Genomic DNA, 20,764 nt, shown 5'->3' on the forward strand with positions numbered 1-20,764 from the left:
GCGCAGCAGATAGCGGAACCCCTCACCGAGGTCGGCGACGACGGAGGCCCGCGGGGCGGACGCCACCGCGGTCGCCGGGCCGGCCGCGATCGTCGGGGTCCCGGTGGCGGTCGCGCCCGGTGCCGCCGCAGCGGCGGCGGGCACGTCGGGGGGCCAGCCGGACCGCCTCGACCGCGCAGAGGACGAGCCCCAGCCGGTCGGCCGCGACGCCGCCGACGAGCACCGACAACAGCAGCCCGCCGCTGTTGGCGGCCGCGACGACCGAGAGCTGCGCGGGGCCGCCGCCCAGCGCGATGACCTGCCAGACGATCGCGACCAGCCAGACCGCCGTCGCGAGCAGGGACGCGGCCATCGACGACACCAGCAGCCGGTACTCGCGACGGCGGAAGGGGCGCAGGGCCCGCGGCACACGGGAGGGGCCCGCCTCGACGCCCGACACGTCAGGATGCGACCATCGGGACCGGGGTCGTCTCAACCGGTTTGTCCGGAACCTCTCGTCCCGGCCGGGCCTCTCCCCGCGCGCGTGTACCCGAATGTGAAGGCTGCACGCAAGACCCGTACACTGGTGGTTCGGCGCGTCGGGTTGCGCCGGTTCCGTCGTGCCTCCCGCATGTCGTTCCCGGTGTCCCGCGTGTCTTCCGGAGTTCGTCGACCCTGGTCGTCGCGCCCGGAGCACGACCGACAGAGCACTCTTGAGCACGACATCACGGAACGCGGAGGACATGGCCAAGAAAGACGGGGCGATCGAGGTCGAGGGCCGGGTCGTCGAACCCCTGCCGAACGCGATGTTCCGCGTGGAGCTGGAGAACGGGCACAAGGTCCTGGCTCACATCAGCGGGAAGATGCGGCAGCACTACATCCGGATCCTCCCCGAGGACCGGGTGGTCGTGGAGCTCTCACCCTACGACCTGTCCCGCGGCCGCATCGTCTACCGCTACAAGTGATCGCCCGCTCCACCGGAACGAGAAGGCAGCAGACGTGAAGGTTCAGCCGAGCGTCAAGAAGATCTGCGACAAGTGCAAGGTGATCCGCCGTCACGGCCGGGTCATGGTGATCTGCGAGAACCTGCGTCACAAGCAGCGTCAGGGCTGATCGCCGCCCCCTGCACGTCGCGGTCGTCCTGACCGCATCAGAGGACCCGATGCACCTGTCGCGCCACACGGGCGCGGCCCACCCCCGGCCCCCAGGCCGGGGCCCGGACCACGAGTCGGACCGGGGCGGACATCGGGCAGACCTGGGGATTCGACAAGAGGAGAACACCGCCGCATGGCACGACTCGCCGGCGTCGACCTCCCCCGCGACAAGCGGATGGAGATCGCGCTCACCTACATCTTCGGCATCGGGCGTACCCGCTCGCTGGAGATCCTCAACGCCACGGGTATCAGCAAGGACCTCCGGTCCAAGGACCTCTCCGACGAGGACCTGACCGCCCTGCGTGACTACATCGAGGCCAACTTCCGCGTCGAGGGCGACCTGCGCCGCGAGGTGCAGGCCGACATCCGTCGCAAGATCGAGATCGGCTGCTACCAGGGGATCCGGCACCGCCGGGGCCTGCCGGTGCGCGGCCAGCGCACCAAGACCAACGCCCGCGGCCGCAAGGGACCGAAGAAGACGGTCGCCGGCAAGAAGAAGGCAGGTAAGAAGTAATGCCGCCCCGTACTCGTGGCGCGGCGGGCCCCAAGAAGGTCCGCCGCAAGGAGAAGAAGAACGTCGCGCACGGCCACGCGCACATCAAGAGCACCTTCAACAACACCATCGTGTCCATCACGGACCCGACCGGTGCCGTGATCGCGTGGGCCTCCGCCGGCCACGTCGGTTTCAAGGGCTCGCGCAAGTCGACGCCGTTCGCCGCGCAGATGGCCGCCGAGAACGCGGCCCGCAAGGCCGCCGAGCACGGCATGAAGAAGGTCGACGTCTTCGTCAAGGGCCCGGGCTCCGGTCGCGAGACCGCGATCCGGTCCCTGCAGGCCGCGGGCCTCGAGGTCGGCACCATCAGCGACGTGACCCCCCAGCCGCACAACGGATGCCGCCCGCCCAAGCGGCGCCGCGTCTAAGGGGAAGGGAGTAACCAGACATGGCTCGTTACACCGGCCCCATGACCCGCAAGTCCCGCCGGCTGAAGGTCGACCTCGTCGGCGGCGACCAGGCGTTCGAGCGCCGTCCCTACCCGCCCGGCCAGCACGGCCGGATCCGGATCAAGGAGACGGAGTACCTCCTGCAGATGCAGGAGAAGCAGAAGGCGCGCTTCGCGTACGGCGTGCTGGAGAAGCAGTTCCGCCGGTACTACGAGGAGGCCAACCGGCGTCCCGGCAAGACCGGTGACAACCTGCTGCAGATCCTCGAGTCGCGGCTCGACAACGTCGTCTACCGGGCGGGCCTCGCGCGCACCCGGCGGATGGCCCGTCAGCTCGTGAACCACGGGCACTTCCTGGTCAACGGCCAGAAGGTCAACATCCCGAGCTACCGCGTCGGTCAGTACGACATCATCGACGTGAAGCCGAAGTCGCTGGGCACGGACCCGTTCATCATCGCCAAGGAGCTCCTCGGCGACCGTCCGATCCCTGCCTGGCTCCAGGTCGTCCCGTCGAACCTGCGCATCCTCGTGCACCAGCTGCCCGAGCGGGCGCAGATCGACACGCAGGTCACCGAGCAGCTGATCGTCGAGCTCTACTCCAAGTAGTAGGTCTCAGCGGTCTCTGTTCGTCCCCCCGCCCTGCAGTGGGGCGGGGGGCTCACTGCGGCATCAAATAGTGGTTGCCGCGGCACACGAAGGAGACACATCGTGCTGATCTCTCAGCGCCCCACCCTGACCGAGGACTCGGTCACCGAGACCCGGTCGCGGTTCGTCATCGAGCCCCTCGAGCCCGGCTTCGGCTACACGCTGGGCAACTCGCTCCGGCGCACCCTCCTGTCCTCCATCCCGGGGGCGGCGGTGACCAGCATCCGCATCGACGGCGTGCTGCACGAGTTCACCACCGTGCCGGGCGTCAAGGAGGACGTCACCGACATCATCCTCAACCTCAAGGAGCTCGTCGTGAGCTCCGAGGAGGACGAGCCGGTGACGATGTACCTGCGCAAGCAGGGCCCCGGCCCCGTCACCGCGGGCGACATCGTGCCCCCGGCCGGCGTCACCGTGCACAACCCGGACCTGCACATCGCCACCCTGAACGACAAGGGCCGCCTCGAGGTGGAGCTCGTCGTCGAGCGGGGTCGTGGCTACGTCCCGGCCATGCAGAACAAGGCCACCGGCGCCGAGATCGGCCGCATCCCGGTCGACTCGATCTACTCGCCGGTCCTCAAGGTGACCTACAAGGTCGAGGCCACCCGTGTCGAGCAGCGCACCGACTTCGACAAGCTGGTGCTCGACGTCGAGACCAAGCCGTCGATCACCCCGCGGGACGCGCTGGCCTCGGCCGGCAAGACCCTCGTCGAGCTGTTCGGGCTCGCCCGCGAGCTCAACGTCGACGCCGAGGGCATCGAGATCGGCCCGTCGCCGCAGGAGGCCGACACCATCGCGGCCTTCGCGATGCCGATCGAGGAGCTCGACCTCACGGTCCGCTCCTACAACTGCCTCAAGCGCGAGGGCATCCACACCGTGGGTGAGCTGGTGGGCCGGTCCGAGGCCGACCTGCTCGACATCCGCAACTTCGGCGCCAAGTCGATCGACGAGGTCAAGATGAAGCTCGTCGGCCTCGGCCTCGCGCTGAAGGACAGCCCGCCCGGATTCGACCCGTCGGCCGCGGCCGTCGACTACGGCTCCGACGGGTTCGACCCCGACACCTTCGGCGACGACGGTCAGGACTACGCAGAAACGGAGCAGTTGTAGCCATGCCTCAGCCCACCAAGGGCCCCCGCCTCGGCGGTTCGCCCGCGCACCAGCGGCTGATCCTGGCCAACCTGGCGACGCAGCTGTTCGAGCACGGACGCATCACCACCACCGAGGCCAAGGCCCGGCGGCTGCGTCCGTACGCGGAGCGCCTGATCACCAAGGCCAAGAAGGGCGACCTGCACAACATCCGCCAGATCGCCAAGGTGATCCGGGACAAGGACGTCGTGCACCGGCTGGTCACCGACATCGGCCCGTTCTTCGCCGACCGCAACGGCGGCTACACCCGCATCACCAAGACGCTGCCGCGCAAGGGCGACAACGCCCCGATGGCCGTGATCGAGCTGGTGTCGCAGAAGACGGTCACCGACGAGGCCGAGCGGGCCCGCCGGGTCGCCGCGTCGCAGCGGGCGGCCGAGGACAAGACCCAGGCCGCGGCCGCCGCTCCGGCGGCGGAGGAGCCTGCGGCCGAGGAGTCGACCGCGCCGTACGGCGAGGGCAGCCACGCCCCGCTGGACGACCCGCAGCAGGCCCCCGAGGGCTTCGAGATCAAGGGCAACGCGGACTCGATGCTCTACCACGTCCCCGGTTCGGCGTTCTACGACCGCACCGTGGCCGAGGTCTGGTTCGCCTCCGCCGAGGCGGCCGAGGCCGCGGGCTTCCAGCTGCCCGAGTCGCAGCGTGAGGCCGCCGCGGACGAGGCGTCCGACGACGCCGAGGCCGAGGGCGACGAGGCCTGATCCCCACCCCGCACCACGACGAGCCCGCCGTCCACGAGGACGGCGGGCTCGTCGCTGTCGGGCCGACGGTGCGCTACCGGCTCGACATCGCCTACGACGGCACCGACTTCTCGGGCTGGGCCCCGCAGCCCGGCAGGCGCACCGTCCACGGTGTGCTCACCGATGCGCTGCAACGACTGGTGCGCGCTCCCGTCGCGCTGACCGTCGCCGGGCGGACCGACGCAGGTGTGCACGCGAGCGGGCAGGTGGCCCACGTCGACCTGAGCGGAGAGCTCGAGCCCGACCGGCTGGTGCGCCGGCTCGCCCGGCTGCTGCCCCCGGACGTGCGGGTGCGGGCCGTGACCGCGGTGCCCCCCGAGTTCGACGCCCGCTTCTCCGCGCTGCGCCGGCACTACGTCTACCGCGTGACGACGGCCCCCTGGGGTGCCGACCCGTTGCGCGCGAGGGACACCCTGGCCTGGCCGCACCCGATCGACCTCGACGCCGTCGCACGGGCCTCCACCGCGCTGCTCGGCGAGCACGACTTCGCGGCCTTCTGCCGGCGCCGCGAGGGGGCGACGACGATCCGCGAGCTGTTGCGGTTCGCGTGGTCGGTCGACGCCGACGGGGTCGTCCGCGCCGAGCTGAGCGCCGACGCCTTCTGCCACAGCATGGTCCGCAGTCTGGTCGGGGCGATGCTCGACGTCGGGCGCGGGCGCCGGGCCGTCGAATGGCCCGCGGGGCTGCTCGACCGCGCCGAGCGGGCCTCCGACGTCGCGGTCGCGCCCGCGCACGGGCTCACCCTCGTCGGCGTCGACTACCCTGCCGACGACGCGCTGGCCGCCCGCGCCGCGGTGACGCGCAACATCCGTACCCGCTGAGGACTCCTGCCGAAGGGGCGCGGCGAGGTGCGGCCGACGCGTGGTGTTCGCCCGGCGCGCGGTGCTCGTCGCCCGGCACGGACCGGTCAGCGGGCGGGTTGCAGGCGGGCCTCCCGGCGGCGCGCGATGCGTGCGTGCACGAACAGGCTCAACGCCAGCCAGAACATCGGCCACGCCGGCCAGAAGAACGGCGCGGCCGAGGTGGCCCAGCCGATGATCAGCAGTGTCGCGAGCGCGGCGACGACCGCGCCGTGGACGGCGAGCCGGGTACGCGCCTGCGTCGACAACGGCGGTGCGGGCGGCGGGGGCGGTGCCGGCAGGTCGTCGGTGAGTTCGGCGAGGTCCGCCTCGACGCGGGCGGCGTAGGCCGCCGCCTGCCGCTCGTCGGCCTCCTCCAGGGTCAGCCTGCCCTCGGCGAGTGCGCCGCGGATGCGTTCGGCGACGCGCTCGCGATCGGCGTCGCCGATGCGGACGGGCTTCGCCGGGTTCTGCGGGATGGTCATCATGCGCTCCTCGGTCTCGTCCTCGGGTGTCGTCCCTCGGGTTCGTCGTCGTCGAGCCTGGCGCGTTCGAGGGCGGCGCGCGTCGGGCCGGGGAGGGCATCCGATGTCGGCCCCGGGGTGTGCTCGTGGCGGGGCGCGTACTCCCCTGGGAGTACGTGGACCGTCGCCGCGGCGCCGATGACGACCCGCCCCGACCGGCCTACCGTGATCCCGTGATCTCCGACCGGACGAGCGCCCCGGCAGCGCCGGATGCAGTCGGGCGCGCGCCCGCCGACGGGCTCGGTCGCCACGGCGGCGGGTGGCCCTGGACCGTGCTACCGGTCGTCGTGACGCTCGTCGTGCAGGTCGGGGTGTGCAGCGCCGCCGCCCGCTGGCAGCCCGACGCCCGGCCTCTCGACGTCTGGGCCTACCTGCTCCTCGTGGCCGGCCCGCTGGCCCTGCTCGCCGTGCGGCGCGCCCCCGTCGCGGTGCTCGTCGGGACGACCGCGGCGTCCCTGCTCTACTTCGGCCTCGGGTACCCCGGCGGCCCCGCCGTGCTGGCGACGATCGTCGCGCTCGTGGCGACCGTCGTCGCCGGGAGACGGCTCGTCGCCTGGCTGGTGGGCTTCGTGGGGGTCGGCGGTTACCTGCTCACGCACGCGCTCGGCGGCTCGCCCGTGCCCGGCCCGGCGATCGGAGCGCTCGTCGGCTGGATGCTCGTCGTGCTGGTCGGGTCGGAGGGCGTGCGGGTCCGGCGCGAGCGGGTCGCCGAGGAGCGACGTCGTGCCGCGGAGTACGGGCTGCGATGTGCGACCGAGGAACGCCTGCGGATCGCCCGGGAGCTGCACGACGTCCTCGGTCACCACATCTCGCTGATCAACGTGCAGGCCGGGGTGGCGCTGCACCTGATGGACTCCGGCGGCGACCCCGCGCAGACCCGCGACGCGCTGACCGCGATCAAGCGGTCGAGCAAGGAGGTGCTGCGCGAGATGCGCACGACCCTCGGGGTGCTGCGCGGCGCCGACGAAGCCGCGCCGCGCGGTCCGGTGCCGGGCCTCGGCGCGGTGCCCGATCTCGTCGGGCGCGTGTGCGAAGCGGGCCTCGACGTGCGGCTGGTCGACGATGGGCCGCTCGGTGAGGTCGACGAGCAGGCCGGGCTCGCGGCCTACCGGATCGTGCAGGAGGCCCTCACCAACGTCCGTCGGCACGCGCCGGGCGCGGCGGCCGTCGTCGCGATCCGTCGCGACGGGCCCGACCTGCGCGTCGTCGTCACCGACGACGGGCCCGGCGCCGCCCCGTCGGACGGGTCGGGACGTGGCATCGCGGGCATGACCGAGCGGGCGACCGCGCTCGGCGGTGCGCTGACGGCCGGTCCTGCCGGCGGGGGCGGGTTCCGGGTGGAGGCACGACTGCCGGTGGGTGCGTCGTGAGCGTGCGGGTGCTGCTCGCCGACGACCAGGCGCTCGTCCGGGCCGGGTTCCGGGCACTGCTCGACGCCCAGCCCGGCGTCGGTGTCGTCGCCGAGGCCGCCGACGGCCGCGAGGCGGTGCGGCTCGCCGTGGAGCAGACACCCGACGTCGTGCTGATGGACATCCGGATGCCCGTGCTCGACGGGCTCGCCGCGACCCGCGAGATCGCCTCGGACCCGCGGCTGTCGGGGGTGCGCGTCGTCGTACTGACGACCTTCGCCGAGGACGAGTACGTCTTCGAGGCCATCCGGTCGGGGGCGAGCGGCTTCCTCGTGAAGGACACCGAGCCCGCCGAGCTCGTGCACGCGGTCCGGGTCGTCGCCGACGGGGACGCGTTGCTGTCACCGGGCGTCACGCGACGGCTGATCGAGGAGTTCGCGGTGCGATCGGGACCGGCGGGGGCCGTCGCCGCGTCTGCGCTGACGGTGCTGACCGACCGGGAGCGGGAGGTCGTCGCTCTCGTCGCGGGCGGGTTGACCAACGACGACATCGCCGAGCGGCTCGTCGTCAGCCCGGCGACGGCGAAGACGCACGTCAGCAGGGCCATGGGCAAGCTCGGGTGTCGCGACCGCGCGCAGCTCGTCGTGCTCGCGTACGAGAGCGGCCTCGTGCGGCCGGGCTGGGCGAGCTGATCGCGGCCGGTTCCGTCGAACCGCCACGAAGAAGCGCTTCTCCGGATAACGTCCGCGGAATGGTCCGACCGGCCACGATCCGCAATCCCGCCACCCGCGACCAGGCCGACGCCTACCGGTTCGGGCTGCGGCGGATGGAGGCCGCGCTCGTCCGGGGCGACTCCGTGCTGCAGCACGAACAGCTGCGCTCGCAACGCCGGGCGGCGTTCGCCGGGGTCGTGCTGGCGCTGCTCGCGCTCGGCGGCGTCGCCCTGCACGCCGCGATCGCCCCGGCCCCCGACTGGACCCGCCAGCACCTCGTCGTGACCCGGCAGGGCGGCACCTTCTACGCCGTCGCGCACGGTCCCGACCGGCTGATTCCGGTCACCGGCACGGCCGCCGGCCGCCTCGTGCTCGCGGCACTGGGGGACACCGCCGCCGCGACCGCCGTCCCCGTCACCGTCGACGACGACGACCTCGCCGGCGCCCCGCGCACCCCGATCGCCGAGGCGCCCGCGGCGGTCGGGGTGCGCCCGGAGGGGCCGGGCCCCGTCGGGGCGTGGGCGGTGTGCGACCGCGTCACGCCCGACGGGTCGGAGCTGACCGGCACGACGGTCGTCGCGGGTGGGGCGGCCGCGCCGGGCGACCCCGCCGCCGTGCTCGTCCGCGGCGGCGGCGCGACCTACGCGATCGTCGACGGGGTGCGGTACGGCATCGACCTCGACGACGCACCCCTGCTCGCCGGCCTCGGTGCCGACGCCGGGACCGTCCGGCCGATCAGCCCGGGCCTGCTCTCCGTCGTTCCCGACGGCGGCCGGCTCGCGACGCCGTCACTGCCCCGCGGGAGGCCGCCCACCGGCGTCGACGCGCTGGTCGGCGACGTCGTGTCCACTGTGGAGGAGAGGTCGTACATCGTGCTGCCCACCGGGCTGCGCGAGGTCCCACCGCTGCTCGCGAAGGTGCTCGCGGCGCGCTCGGGCCGCCCCGTCGGGACGGTCGCCCCCACGACGGTCGCGGCGCTGCGGGTGTCGACGCCACCCCTCGGTGAGTGGCCCGCCCCACCGGCCCGGTGGGCCGAGCGATCCCCGGTCGTGTGCCGGACCTGGACGCCGAACGGCGCGCGCGTCGGGGTGGGGGACGCTCTCCCGGTGCCGAGTGGGGCCGTCACCGTCGACCTGGCGCAGCGCGACGGACCGGGCCCCCGGACCGACGCGGTCGTCCTGGGCGAGGGGGCCGGTGGGCCGGTGCGGACCGGGACGGGACCGGCGCTGGTGTCGACGACGGGCGTCGTGCACCACGTCGCCGACGACGCGACCGCCGCGGCGCTCGGGTTGGGTGCCGCGGAGCCCGCGCCCGACGCGGTCCTGGCGCTGCTCCCGACGGGTGCGACGCTCGACCTGGGCGCCACCGACCGCGTCGTCGACGTCCCCGTGGCCGGGAACTGACGACGCCGCCCGTGCCGGCCACGCGGCGGGCGCTGCCGCCGCGGGGCGCAACCTGCGCGTCGTGCTCGCGCGGCCAGGGAGCAGTGAGGTTGCGGCCGGGAGCGGGCGGCCGATTCCCGGGCGCTGCCGCCGCCGGGCGCAACCTGCGCGTCGTGATCGCGCGTCCGGACAGCAGTGGGGTTGCGGTCGGGAGACAGGGACGGGCGGCTGCCGGTGTCAGCGCTGCCGAGGCCGGCGCAGGGCGCGGACCAGGAGCAGGACGGCGAGGGCCGCGACCCCCACCGCACCGGCGCCGACCTCGGGCGGGAGGCCGGGTGGCGGGGCCATCCGCACACCCAGTCCCGGCAGCGGAGCCGTCGGCGCCCGGGCGGCGAGGTCGGCGGTGCCGCCCAGCGCCGCCACGGGGTCGACGATCCCGGCACCGACGGCGTCGCTCGGACCGGCGGGCCGCGCCGTCGACACGATCCTGTCCATGATCGCGCGGGCGCTCATCCGAGGGTTGCGCTCGCGCAGCAGCGCCGCGGTCCCGCTGACGAAGGGTGCCGCGAAGCTGGTGCCGCGCAACGTCGGACCGGTGAAACCGGAGGGGATCGCGAGCGAGGCGAGGCCGTCGCCGGGCGCGGCGACGTCGATCCACGGCCCGCGCACGCTGAAGCCCGCAGGCGTCCCGGAGCGGTCGACCGCCCCCACGGCGAGGACGTCCGCGCCCAGCGATCCGGGCAGCGCGACGAGCTCGCCCGTGCAGCCGCCGCTCCCGATGTTGCCCGCCGCCGCCACGACGACGACGTTCTTCTCGACGGCCTCCCGCAGTGCCCGGCGCAGCGGCGGGGCGGCAGCGGCGGCCTCGGCCCTGCTGGTGCAGGCGGCCTCGGACACGTTCACGACGTCGGCGCCCGCCCGCACGGCGGCGTCGATCGCGTCGGCCAGGGTCCTGGTGTCGCCGACCGGTGTGGTCCGCCCGGCGTCGTCGAGGAACACGAGGCTCGACTGCCGGATCGCGAGTACCGACGCGCCGGGGGCGACCCCCGTGAACGCGTCCGCGTCGTCGGGCGCGGCCGCGATGAGCCCGGCGACGGCGGTGCCGTGGCCGTCGCAGTCCTGCATCCCGGTCCCGCCGCCGACGGAGTCGCCGCCCCCGGTGAGCCGGCCCGTCAGCCGCGGGTGCGCGGCCACCCCGGTGTCGATGACGGCGACGCGCACGCCGCGGCCGGTCGCGAGCCGGTGCGCGGCGTCGAGCCGCAGAGCGGCCACGGCGGGGTCGACCGTCGTCGGCGGCGGGCCGTCGCGGGGGTCGTGACAGTGCGCGGGCGCGTGCAGCGCCGGGACGGTCGCGTGCAGCGGTGCGACGGCGAGCAGCGCGGCGGCGGCCACCGCGGCGAGGGCGCTGATCACAGGCCGTGGACCACGGTGTACAGGCCGGACACCGCGACGGCCAGGGGCGCCGTCGTCGCGACGAGGCCGATCTCGATCATGTCGGTCGCCCGCCGGAGGACCGGCGAGGCGACGACCCTGCCGCGCGTGCCCAGCCCGGCCGCGGCCGCGACGAGGACCAGCCCGACGACGATCGGCCCGACGGGGCCCGCGGCGGCCACCGGCAGCAGCGCGGCCAGCCCCGCGACAGCCGCGGTGGTCAGCAGGACGAGCACCGTCGCCGCGTCCGGCGTGCCGCGTGACCGCAGCGCCAGCACGAGGGCGACGAGCGCCGCGAACAGCGCGGCGAGCCACGACGGGACGGCCGTGGACGTCGTCGCCACCACGGCTCCGCCGGCCGCGACGCAGGCAAGGCCCGCCACCCCACCGGTGAGGTAGCCGCGGGCGAGGTCGGCTCGGTCGGCCAGCTCGTCGGGCGACATGTCGGCCCCGGCGCCGGTGACGAGGTCGTCGTCGATGGGCGGGACCGCGGGGGAGGGGAGCCCGGCGAGCCGGAGCGCGCAGCGGGGCACCAGCGCGTTCGCGGCGAGCGCGACCGCTGCCGTCGTCGCCGCCACCGGCGCGGCCCCGGCCCCGGTCAGCAGGGCCCCGGTCGCGGCCACCACGAGTGCGCCGGAGATGGTGGCGACGGCGAGCAGCGCGGGCGTGACGACCCGGACCACGATCTGGCCACCCGCCGCCGCCACCCCGCCCGCGGCAGCGGCCAGCAGCAGCCCACCGGGACCCGACGGCAGCGCCGCCCACCCCGCCGCCGCGGCGAAACCCGTGGCCGCCAAGGCCGCCACCCGCGCCTCGCGCAGCCCGGCGAGGTCGGGCGGCCGCCGCCCCGCCGCGACGACGCCCCCCACCGCGAGCAGCGCAGCGACGACGGCGACCGGCACCCGCCCTGCCGACCCGGTCGCCGCGGCAACGGCGAGCAACCCGGCCGCGATGCCCGCGACCAGCAGGGCGAGCACGGACCCGGCGCCCTCGATGCCACCCCCGGGTGTCGGTGTCGCGGCCCGGGCCAGCGCGTCGACGGGATCGTCGAGCACCGGCGGGGGCGGCGGGGCGACGTCCGGGGCGAAGTACAGGACCTCGCCGTCGAGCACGCCCAGCAGGTCGAGCGAGGAGGCGGCGGGCAGCAGGGCGCCCGCGGCCGTCGCGAGCCGCCATGGCACCGGCCCGCCGGACATGCCGGATGGCCTGCCCAGCAGGTCGAGCAGCATCGGGACGAGCTCGGCGACGGGCACACCCGTCGGGAGCGCGACGTCGGCGGTGCGGTGCGGGGCGCACACCGTCACCCGGCACCAGGGCGAGCCCGGCACCGGCGGCGTGCCGGCCTGGCGCCGCGCGCTCGCGTAGGGATCGCTGCCGAGCGGGACGGTCGCCGAGAAGTCCGGGACGGGCGGCGTCGCCAGGGCCGGATCGGGACGGGGAGCCACGGCGGTCACCTCGTGTTCCGTTCTGTGAATCGGCCACGGCGGGTGGCCCGGGCTGCCTACTATCGCCGCGCTCTCGGCCCCATACGGGCCGAACCGACGAACCAGCGGCCGGTCGTTCGCACCTGACAGCGTCGACCCGGGCCGGTGCCGAAAGGAGTGCCAGTGGGCACGATCGCGATCGTGCGGCCGCGCCGGTCCACGCCGCGGATGCCCGCGGGCGAGCTGGTGCTCGAACCGCCGCCGGAGCCGGAGCGCGTCGTGCCGGGCGGTCTGGCGGGCCGGCTGCTGCCCGTCGTGATGGTGGTCGGGTCGATCGGGATGGTCGCCGCACTCGGCGTCCGCAACCCGTCGTCGTGGACGTTCGGCGGGATGATCGTGTTGTCCGGCATCGCGATGGCCGTGTCGGGATCGGCCGGGCAGGGGCCCGCCGCCCGGGCCGCCGGGCTCGACGAGGACCGGCGCGACTACCTGCGCTATCTCGCGACGCAGCGCGCCCGCGTCCGGCAGGTCGCCGACGAGCAGCGGGCCGCGCTCTGCTCGGTGCACCCCGGGCCGGCCGCGTGGGTCGACGTCGTCGCCGCCGGCAGGCTCTGGGAACGGCGTCCGACCGATCCCGACTTCGCGCAGGTCCGCGTCGCGCTCGGGCCCCAGCGGCTCGCGACCCGGTTGACCGCCCCGCAGACCGGCCCGGTCGAGGGCGTCGAGCCGGTCACCGCGGCGGCGTTGCGGCGCTTCCTCGGGTGCCACTCCGTCGTCGCCGACCTGCCGGTCGCGCTGGCACTGCGGTCCACCGCGACGGTGTGGCTCGAACGCACCGGCACCGATCCGGAGCCGGCGCGCGCGCTGGCCCGCGCGATCGTCGCCCAGTACGTCATGTGGCACAGCCCCGCCGACGCGCTGGTCGCCGTGCTGGCCGCGGACCGGGCGGCCTGGGAGTGGGTGAAATGGTTGCCGCACAACGGCCACCCGCAACGCAGCGACGCCGTGGGCCCGGTCCGGATGGTGACCTCGGACGCCGACGAGCTGCGCGGCCTGCTCGCCGCGGAGCTGGCCGGACGGCCGGCCGCGGCGGGGCCGGCCGAGCCGCACGTGCTCGTCGTGGTCGAGGGCACCGACGCGCCCGGGGCGTGGGCCGCGGTCGCCGGTGTGACGGTCCTGCGCGTCGGTGCCCCGCCGGGCAGGCGGTCGGTCCCGTCGGTCGTGCGGCTCGTGGTGTCGACCGGTGCGCTCGCGCGGGTGCGTGGCGACGACGCCGGTACCCCGGTCGGCGTGCCCGACGCGCTCGGCGCCGTCGAGGCGGCGGCTCTCGCCCGCAGGCTCGCACGCTACCGACCAGCCGCGGCCCCGACCGCCGACGACGGCGAATCCGTTGCGCCGCAGGATCTCCCGTCGTTGCTCGGGCTCCCGCCCCGGCCGGGACCCGCAGACGTGACCGCCCTGCGGAGGCGCCGCGCCCGGACCGCGGCCGACCGGCTGCGCGTGCCGCTGGGCGTCGACGAGCACGGCAACCCGCTGCTGCTGGACCTCAAGGAGTCCGCCCAGGGCGGCTCCGGTCCGCACGGGCTGTGCATCGGCGCGACGGGCTCGGGCAAGTCGGAGCTGCTGCGCAGCCTGGTGCTGGGGCTGGCGACCGCGCACGACCCCGCGGAGCTGAACCTCGTGCTCGTCGACTTCAAGGGAGGCGCGACGTTCCTCGGCCTCTCGGGCCTGCCGCACGTCTCCGCGGTGATCACGAATCTCGCCGACGAGCTGACGCTGGTCGACCGGATGGCCGCCGCGATCTCGGGCGAGATCACCCGCCGCCAGGAGCTGCTGCGGGCCGCCGGCAACCTCTCGGGTGTCGCCGACTACACCGCCGCCCGACGGCAGCGGCCCGAGCTGCCGCCGCTGCCCGCGCTGCTGATCGTCGTCGACGAGTTCTCCGAGCTGCTCGCGCAGCGACCCGAGCTGATCGACCTGATGGTGACGGTGGGGCGACTCGGCCGCTCCCTGGGGCTGCACCTGCTGCTCGCGTCGCAGCGGTTGGAGGAGGGTCGACTGCGCGGGCTGGAGTCGCACCTGTCGTACCGGATCGCGTTGCGCACCTTCTCCGCCGCGGAGTCGCGTGCCGTGCTCGGGGTCCCCGACGCGCATCAGCTGCCGCCCGTGCCGGGTTCGGCGTTCCTCGCCGACGGGACCGGCGAGCTGGTGCGCTTCCGGGCGACGTACGTCTCGGGCCCGGCCGCGCGCGGGTCGCGGTCCACCGGCGACGCGGGCGTGCGGCGGGCGTTGCCGTTCGGGGTGGACGTCGTCGCGCAGTGGCACGGTTCGCAGCCTCTGCCCGACGACGGGTCCGGGCCGGGCGCGTCCGTCCTCGACGAGCTCATCACCGCCGTTGACGGGCTCGGTCCGCCCGCGCACCGGGTCTGGCTGCCGCCGCTGGACGACCCGCCCCCGCTCGACACCGCCGCGCTCGGTGCCGCGTTCGACGACGCCCCGCTCGACGATGGGCAGCTCGGTGCCACCGCGGAGGGCCTGCGGGCCGTCGTCGGCGTCGTCGACCGGCCCTACCAGCAACGACGCGAACCACTCGAGATCGATCTGGCCGGTGCGGCCGGCCACGTCGCCGTCGTCGGTGGCCCCCGGGCCGGCAAGTCCACGGCGCTGGTGACGCTCGTCGCCGCGCTCGCGGCGAGCCGCTCCCCGGCAGCGGTCGGCGTCCACGCGATCGACCTCGGTGGGGGCGCGCTGGCCCGGCTCGGCGGCCTGCCGCACGTCGGCACCGTCGCCGACCGGGGCGACCCCGACCTGGTGCGCCGCACGGTCGCCGAGGTAGCGGCGCTGCTCACCCGACGCGAACGGCTCTTCCGCGACGCCGGGATGGCCTCCGTCGAGGAGTTCCGCATCCGCCGCGCCGCCGGCGACTTCCCCGACGAGCCCGCCACCGACGTCGTGCTCGTCGTCGACGGCTGCCTCGCGCTGCGCACCGAGTTCGAGGACGTCGAGACGCGGTTGCTGCCCCTCGCGGCGCAGGGCCTCGGCTACGGCGTGCACCTCGCCGTCGCGGCGGGGCGCTGGAGCGAGCTGCGACCCGCGCTCAAGGAGCTGCTCGGCACCCGGATCGAGCTGCGGCTCGGCGAGCCCGGCGAGTCGGAGATCGACCGCAGGCGGGCGGCGACCGTCCCGGCGCGCCCCGGGCACTGCCTCGCCCCGGACGGCGCGGCGGCCGTCGTCGCCGCGCCCTGGACGAGCGCACACCCCGACACCGACGCGCTCGTCGCCGCCGTCGCGGCCGCGTGGCCGGGGGAGGGGATGCCGCCGGTGCGGACGCTGCCCGCACGGGTCGACCTCCGGTCACTGCCCGCCGCGGCGCCCGGGCGGCTGCGACTGGGGCTGGACGAGGACGGGCTGGCCCTCGTCGAGCTGGACCCCGCGGCCGAGCCGCACCTGATGTGCTTCGCCGACGCCGAGAGCGGCAAGAGCGCGCTGCTGCGGCTGCTGGCCGCCGAGGTCTGCGCACGGTTCACCCCGGAGCAGGCGCGGCTCGTCGTCGTCGACCCTCGGCGCGCGCTGCTGGACGCGGTCCCGGACGGCCACCTGCTCGCCGCGCCGAGCACCGCCGAGACCATCGCCGCCGCCGCCCGCGATGTCGCGGAGTCGTTGCGGCGCAGGCTCCCCGGCCCCGACGTCACCCCGCGGCAACTGCGCGCCCGCGACTGGTGGACCGCGCCCGAGGTGTGGCTGCTCGTCGACGACTACGACCTCGTCGCACCGACCGCGACGGGCGGGACGCATCCGCTGCTGCCGCTCGCGGAGTTCCTGCCGCAGGCCAAGGACGTCGGGCTGCACGTGGTGGTCGCGCGCCGGTGCGGCGGCGCCGGCCGCGCGCTCTACGACCCGGTGCTCGGCCGGCTGCGCGAGCTCGGTGCGCCGGGTCTGGTGATGAACGGCAGCCCCGACGAGGGCGCGCTCGTCGAGAACGTCAAGGCCGGACCGATGCCGCCCGGGCGGGCCGTGCTCGTCGACCGGCGTCGGGGGCCGCGCCGGATCCAGATCGGCTGGCTCGCGTCCGACGAGACGGGCGGCTGAGCATGGTGCGCGTCGCCGTCGCGCCGGGTGCCGACCGCACGCGGGTCGCCGTCGCCGACCCGGCGCCTCGCGTCGTGGCCGAGCTGGCCGGGCGGGTCGATCCGGGCGAGGCGGTCCGGCTGCTGTTCGGACGGCCCGTCGACCCTCTCGTCGTCGGGGTCGACGCGGCCGCGGCCGTCGGTGGCGAGGCGGCGCGGCTCGTCGTCGACGCGGGTGCGTCCGGGACACGGGTGTCCGTCGTGGACGGTTCCCGGGTGACGGCCACGATCCGCGTTCCGGTGGGCGGCACCGCGTGCGACGCCGCGCTGGCGGCCGCGCTGCACGTCGACCCGGCCGTCGCGCGCGCCGCCCGCGAGCGGTTCGCCCGGCGGTCCACGGCGGCCCGCGAGCTGCTCGCGACGGTGCTGGCCGAGGTCGTGGTGGTCGTCGCCGACGCTGCACGGGCGCACCGGGTCCGAGAGGTCGTGCTCGTCGGCGGGCTCGCCCGCGATCCGCTGCTCGCCGAGCTGCTCGACGCCGCGGGCGTCACCGGGGTCCGGGTGGCCGCGGATCCGGCCGCGGCGCTCGTCCTTGCCGCCGTGAGCGACGCGCCGCGGGCACCGGACGCGCCCGGCACCGGTCCGGTGCCCCGGCTGTTGCCCGCACCGCGCAGGCGGCCGTGGCGGCCGGTCGCCGCGACGGTCGCGCTGCTGCTGGTCGTCGGTGCCGGGGCCGGCCTTCTGCTGTACGGGGACGGGAACGCCGGGCGCGTCGCCCCGGCAACGGCGCCGGCGGCCGCGACCCTCGCGCAGTACGGCTACCGGTTCACGCTGCCCGAGGGGTGGGTCCACACCGGTGGCCGACCGGAGCGACGGCGCACCGTCGTGACGCCGCGGGACGTGCCGAACGGTGTCGAGCTCGTCGCGGTGGAGCGGACCGATCTCGGGTACGACGCGGCACTCGAACCGCGGCGGGCCGCCGCCGAGCTGCGGGCCGTCTTCGACGCCGCCGTTGCCGCCGGCGAGCCGCTGTCCGGGTGGGCGGTCGGGGTGCGGGCCGGGCGGCCCGTCACCACCTACGTCCAGCTCCTCGCGGACGGCGCGCTCGTCGACTGGACCGTGCTGCTCGACGGGCCGGCCCAGCTCAGCGTGGGTTGCCGGCACGGGCCCGTGACGTCGGGGGCGCTGACGCGGGCGTGCGCGGAGGTCGTCGGGTCGGTGGTCCGCGCCTGAGGGGGGTGTCGGACGGATCAGTCGTCGGCCTGCTGCACGAGGAGCATGCAGAACGGTCCGTCGGTCAGCGCGCGCCAGCGGTGTCGGACCCCGCCGCTGTAGAAGAGGGTGTCGCCCGGGCCGAGCTTCTGGATGCCGTGCTCGTCGAGGTCCATCTCGAAGTCGCCGGAGACGACGTACATGAACTCCTCACCGCGGTGCACGTAGTACTCCTCGAACTCGCGCGGCCCCGAGCGGTACTCGACGGGCAGCATGGTGCGCCGTTCGCGGAAGAGCCCGCGTGCCTGTCCGTCGCTGTGCCCGATGCCCAGGCTGTTGGGGGCGTCGCGGCGCACGAGCGTGACGGGTGCCTCGTCGGGCAGGGCCATCAGGGCGTGGGCGGTGGTGTTGAGGGCGTTGGCCAGCGCGGTGAGCGAGCGCATGCTGGGCCGGGCGAGCCCGCGTTCGAGCTGACTGACGAAGGGCCGGCTCAGTCCGCTGAGCGCGGCGAGCTCGGTGATGTTGATCCCGATCGAGCGGCGGCGGCTGCGGATCGCTGCGCCCATCGCCGCGAGGAGCTCGTCGGTGTCGTCGCGGCCGTTCACCCGCGTGACCGTACCCGAGCGCGCCGCGAGGATCGTCGTGTCCGTGGTCGCTGATGATCCGCGCCGGGACGCGGCCACGCCCGGGCACGGCGCGGCCGCGTCACTCGGCTACTCCGCGGCCGCGAGGGTGTTCTGCTGGGTGAACTTCATGTACAGGTACTCGCCGTTGCGCATGGGCTCGTACTTGGCGGGGTTCTCGTCGTCGAAACAGGTGGGGATGCACTCGATGACGGCGTCGTAGTTCGGCTGCACGAAGTAGGGGATGGAGATTCGCGACTGGGTCCGCGCGATCTCGTGCGGCGGGTTGACCACGCGGTGCATCGTCGAGACCCACCTGTCGTTGGTCCAGCGCTCGAGCGAGTCACCGAGGTTGACGACGAAGGTGCCGGGGACGACCGGGACGTCGACCCACTCACCCGCCTTGTTCTCGACCTGCAGGCCGCCGCCCTCGACGTCCTCCTGCCAGAGGATGGTCATCGCGGTGTAGTCGCTGTGCGCGCCACCGCGAATCTGGTTGGGCTTGGGCTCGGTGAGCTGCGGCGGGTAGTAGTTGGTGCGCAGGATGCTGATGTGCTTGTCGACCTTGTCGACGAAGTAGTCGTGCGGCAGGTCCAGGGCGCTCGCGAAGATCTCGAGCATCTCCAGCGTGAGGCCTTCCATGGCCTGGTAGTACGCCCGGTACGCGGGCTCGAAGTCCTCGACGCCGGTCGGCCACACGTTGGGCGCGAAGTGCGCGCCGGCCGCCTCGGCCTGGTGGTAGTCGTCGGCCGGGGCGTCGAGCGGGCCGATGTCGTAGGACTCCTTGAGATCGGGCGGGGCGGGCTGGTCCTCGAGCAGGCCGAGGCCCTCCTGCTCGACGCCGCTGTAGCCGCGGATCTGTCCGGCCTCGGGCCGGGCGACGGCGAGCTTGTTCTCGAGCGGACCTTCGAAGAACGACTTCGTGGCCCGGTACATCCGGGAGATCAGGTCGTCGGCGATGCCGTGGCCGGAGATGACGAGGAAGCCGATGTCGGTGCAGGCCTGGGCGACCTGCGCGGCCACCTCCGCCTTCAGCGCGGGGGTGCCCGAGCGGAAGGGCGAGATGTCGATGACCGGGACGGTCATGAGGGTCATGGCTGGTCCTCCAGGGTGAGGGACGTTCTCGGTTGCGTACGGGTTTCTCGCGAGACGACAGGGGTCGAGCGGGGAGGTCAGGACCCGGCGAGCACTGCCGGGGTCGTGGATCACGCGTGCGCCACCGGCCGGGTGAGGACGGGCAACTCGCGCCGGAACGTCGGATGGCCGTCCTTGACGGCCCATGCCGCGGGGGCGAGCCGCGCGACCGCGTCGGCGTCACTGGTCGCGTCCAGGCAGACCAGGTCGGCGGGTGCGCCGGGGCGGATGCCGTAGTCGTCGGCCCGCAGCAGCCGGGCCGCGCGGGTGGTGACCATGTCCAGGCACATGGCGAGCCCGTCGCGGGTACCGACGTGCGCGACGTTGGCATACAGGTTGGCCATCCGCACGAGCGAGCCGTCGCCGAACGGGGTGAACGCGTTGAGGATGTTGTTGCTGGCGAGCGAGCACACGCCGCCCCGCTCCAGCATCCCGGTCAGCGAGGTCAGCCCCCGCGGCTTGGAGTGCTCGACGGCCCGTCCCATCAGGAACAGGTCGGTCGCGGGCAGCACGGTCATCGCCACGCCGGCGGAGACCGCGAGCTCGCAGAGCGCGGCGTAGCGCCCCGGGTCGACGAGGGAGAGCTGCGTGACGTGCCCGACGGTGACCCGACCCGCCCAGCCCTGTGCGACGGTCCGGGCGCACACGTCCTCGAGCTGCATGCCCTCCGGTGTGTCGCCGAAGTCGAGGTGCAGGTCGATGTCGACGTCGTAGCGACGGGCCAGCTCGAAGATCCGGTCGAGCTGGCCGGGCGGGTCGACGTCGGCATAGGGCGCCCCGCCGATCACCGGCACGCCACGCTCGAGCGCGGTGACGACGAGCCGGTCGGTCTCGTCGCTGTCGGTCATCCCCTCCTGGACGAACACACACAGCTGGACGTCGACGGCCCAGGCGTAGTCGGCCGCGAGGCGGGTGATCGCGTTGACGCCGCGCAGTCCGACGGCGGGGTCCACCTCGACGTGGGTGCGCACCCGCGTGGTGCCCTGCAGCACGCAGCCCTCCAGCGTCTGGCGGCCGCGCTCGTAGATGTCCTCCTCGGTGAACGCCGCCTTGGCCGCGGCTGTCTCCCGGATCGCCTCGGCCAGCGTTCCCTCCCGTTGGGCGCACCGGTCGGCGACCCGCGACTTGTCCAGGTGCAGGTGGGTGTCGACGAAGCCGGGGAGCACGAGACGGCCGCCCGCATCGAGCTCGCGGGCACCGGGCGGCAGCCCGGCGTCGACCCGGACGATCCTGCCGTCGGACACTCCGATGTCGACCAGGTCCGCACCCGTCCCGGCGATCGCTCCCGGCACCTCCTGCGCGACCGAGGACAACCGAGCGTGACGTACCACGAGGTCCAACTTCGCCCTCCTCATCGATGTCCCACGGGTCGGCGACCCGGGATCGACCGTGCCGTCGGGGCGACGAGCGACCCACGAGTCCCGCGGGGTCGGCCGGTGCCGATCCGAACTCGGCGGCGTG

At 74.8% G+C, this 20,764-nt stretch carries 20 protein-coding genes; 13 read left to right on the forward strand and 7 right to left on the reverse strand.

Annotated features, from left to right (window positions below):
* Positions 1–22: 22 nt before the first annotated feature.
* Positions 23–439, reverse strand: coding sequence for a hypothetical protein (locus PSD17_RS29695; RefSeq protein WP_339125722.1), 417 nt, complete (start codon positions 437–439; stop codon positions 23–25).
* A gap of 283 nt (positions 440–722) precedes the next feature.
* On the opposite strand from PSD17_RS29695, the gene infA reads away from it, so the two are divergent.
* The 8 genes from infA to truA all read left to right on the forward strand — a co-directional run bounded on the left by infA (position 723) and on the right by truA (position 5,426).
* A complete protein-coding gene (gene infA / locus PSD17_RS29700; RefSeq protein ID WP_004558881.1) occupies positions 723–944 on the forward strand; it encodes a translation initiation factor IF-1 in 222 nt (73 codons plus the stop codon).
* A gap of 34 nt (positions 945–978) precedes the next feature.
* Entirely contained in the window at positions 979–1,092 is a 114-nt protein-coding gene (rpmJ, locus tag PSD17_RS29705; protein ID WP_010148647.1) for a 50S ribosomal protein L36, read from the forward strand.
* 174 nt (positions 1,093–1,266) lie between these two features.
* Positions 1,267–1,647, forward strand: coding sequence for a 30S ribosomal protein S13 (gene rpsM, locus PSD17_RS29710; RefSeq protein WP_013677439.1), 381 nt, complete (start codon positions 1,267–1,269; stop codon positions 1,645–1,647).
* Positions 1,647–2,054, forward strand: coding sequence for a 30S ribosomal protein S11 (rpsK, locus tag PSD17_RS29715; protein ID WP_013677438.1), 408 nt, complete (start codon positions 1,647–1,649; stop codon positions 2,052–2,054). Before rpsM ends, rpsK begins: the two co-directional genes overlap by 1 nt.
* 20 nt (positions 2,055–2,074) lie before the next feature.
* Entirely contained in the window at positions 2,075–2,680 is a 606-nt protein-coding gene (gene rpsD, locus PSD17_RS29720) for a 30S ribosomal protein S4 (protein ID WP_013677437.1), read from the forward strand.
* A 102-nt stretch (positions 2,681–2,782) separates the two neighbouring features.
* Complete coding sequence (locus PSD17_RS29725; RefSeq protein WP_013677436.1) at positions 2,783–3,826, forward strand: DNA-directed RNA polymerase subunit alpha; 1,044 nt, start codon at positions 2,783–2,785, stop codon at positions 3,824–3,826.
* 2 nt (positions 3,827–3,828) lie between these two features.
* On the forward strand, positions 3,829–4,566 hold the full coding sequence (gene rplQ, locus PSD17_RS29730; RefSeq protein ID WP_013677435.1) for a 50S ribosomal protein L17, sunset domain variant: 738 nt from the start codon (positions 3,829–3,831) through the stop codon (positions 4,564–4,566).
* A gap of 68 nt (positions 4,567–4,634) precedes the next feature.
* Positions 4,635–5,426: a tRNA pseudouridine(38-40) synthase TruA gene (gene truA, locus PSD17_RS29735; RefSeq protein ID WP_013677434.1), complete on the forward strand. Its 792-nt coding sequence runs from the start codon at positions 4,635–4,637 to the stop codon at positions 5,424–5,426.
* A gap of 86 nt (positions 5,427–5,512) precedes the next feature.
* On the opposite strand, the gene PSD17_RS29740 is transcribed toward truA, so the two are convergent.
* Complete coding sequence (locus PSD17_RS29740; RefSeq protein ID WP_013677433.1) at positions 5,513–5,929, reverse strand: DUF1707 SHOCT-like domain-containing protein; 417 nt, start codon at positions 5,927–5,929, stop codon at positions 5,513–5,515.
* Between the two features lie 212 nt (positions 5,930–6,141).
* Here PSD17_RS29740 and PSD17_RS29745 point away from each other — a divergent pair, with 212 nt between their 5' ends.
* Genes PSD17_RS29745 through eccB form a run of 3 tightly spaced genes read left to right on the forward strand, consistent with a single transcriptional unit; the run spans position 6,142 to position 9,433 of the window.
* Entirely contained in the window at positions 6,142–7,338 is a 1,197-nt protein-coding gene (locus tag PSD17_RS29745; RefSeq protein ID WP_339125729.1) for a sensor histidine kinase, read from the forward strand.
* The gene (locus tag PSD17_RS29750; protein ID WP_013677431.1) at positions 7,335–8,009 is read left to right on the forward strand and encodes a response regulator transcription factor; all 675 of its coding nucleotides are present in this window, start codon (positions 7,335–7,337) and stop codon (positions 8,007–8,009) included. Before PSD17_RS29745 ends, PSD17_RS29750 begins: the two co-directional genes overlap by 4 nt.
* 59 nt (positions 8,010–8,068) lie before the next feature.
* Positions 8,069–9,433, forward strand: coding sequence for a type VII secretion protein EccB (gene eccB / locus PSD17_RS29755; RefSeq protein WP_339125733.1), 1,365 nt, complete (start codon positions 8,069–8,071; stop codon positions 9,431–9,433).
* 216 nt (positions 9,434–9,649) lie between these two features.
* Here the strand turns inward: eccB and mycP are convergent, their stop codons facing one another.
* Positions 9,650–10,825 carry a type VII secretion-associated serine protease mycosin gene (mycP, locus tag PSD17_RS29760; protein WP_339125735.1) on the reverse strand — a complete coding sequence of 392 codons (1,176 nt, stop codon included), beginning with the start codon at positions 10,823–10,825 and terminating at the stop codon, positions 9,650–9,652.
* Complete coding sequence (gene eccD / locus PSD17_RS29765) at positions 10,822–12,288, reverse strand: type VII secretion integral membrane protein EccD (protein ID WP_339125737.1); 1,467 nt, start codon at positions 12,286–12,288, stop codon at positions 10,822–10,824. Before eccD ends, mycP begins: the two co-directional genes overlap by 4 nt.
* A 162-nt stretch (positions 12,289–12,450) precedes the next feature.
* On the opposite strand from eccD, the gene eccCa reads away from it, so the two are divergent.
* Both eccCa and PSD17_RS29775 read left to right on the forward strand, forming a co-directional pair.
* Positions 12,451–16,356, forward strand: coding sequence for a type VII secretion protein EccCa (gene eccCa / locus PSD17_RS29770; protein WP_339125739.1), 3,906 nt, complete (start codon positions 12,451–12,453; stop codon positions 16,354–16,356).
* A 2-nt stretch (positions 16,357–16,358) separates the two neighbouring features.
* Positions 16,359–17,567, forward strand: a complete 1,209-nt coding sequence (locus PSD17_RS29775) for a type VII secretion-associated protein (RefSeq protein WP_339125741.1) — start codon at positions 16,359–16,361, stop codon at positions 17,565–17,567.
* Between the two features lie 17 nt (positions 17,568–17,584).
* On the opposite strand, the gene PSD17_RS29780 is transcribed toward PSD17_RS29775, so the two are convergent.
* From PSD17_RS29780 to PSD17_RS29790, 3 genes are all read right to left on the reverse strand, one after another.
* The gene (locus tag PSD17_RS29780; RefSeq protein ID WP_049803516.1) at positions 17,585–18,151 is read right to left on the reverse strand and encodes a helix-turn-helix domain-containing protein; all 567 of its coding nucleotides are present in this window, start codon (positions 18,149–18,151) and stop codon (positions 17,585–17,587) included.
* A gap of 108 nt (positions 18,152–18,259) precedes the next feature.
* On the reverse strand, positions 18,260–19,264 hold the full coding sequence (locus PSD17_RS29785; RefSeq protein ID WP_339125743.1) for an isopenicillin N synthase family dioxygenase: 1,005 nt from the start codon (positions 19,262–19,264) through the stop codon (positions 18,260–18,262).
* Between the two features lie 110 nt (positions 19,265–19,374).
* A complete protein-coding gene (locus PSD17_RS29790; protein ID WP_339125745.1) occupies positions 19,375–20,595 on the reverse strand; it encodes an amidohydrolase family protein in 1,221 nt (406 codons plus the stop codon).
* Positions 20,596–20,764: the final 169 nt, after the last annotated feature.

It is taken from the genome of Pseudonocardia sp. D17 (assembly GCF_036984265.1).
Taxonomy (GTDB): domain Bacteria; phylum Actinomycetota; class Actinomycetes; order Mycobacteriales; family Pseudonocardiaceae; genus Pseudonocardia; species Pseudonocardia benzenivorans.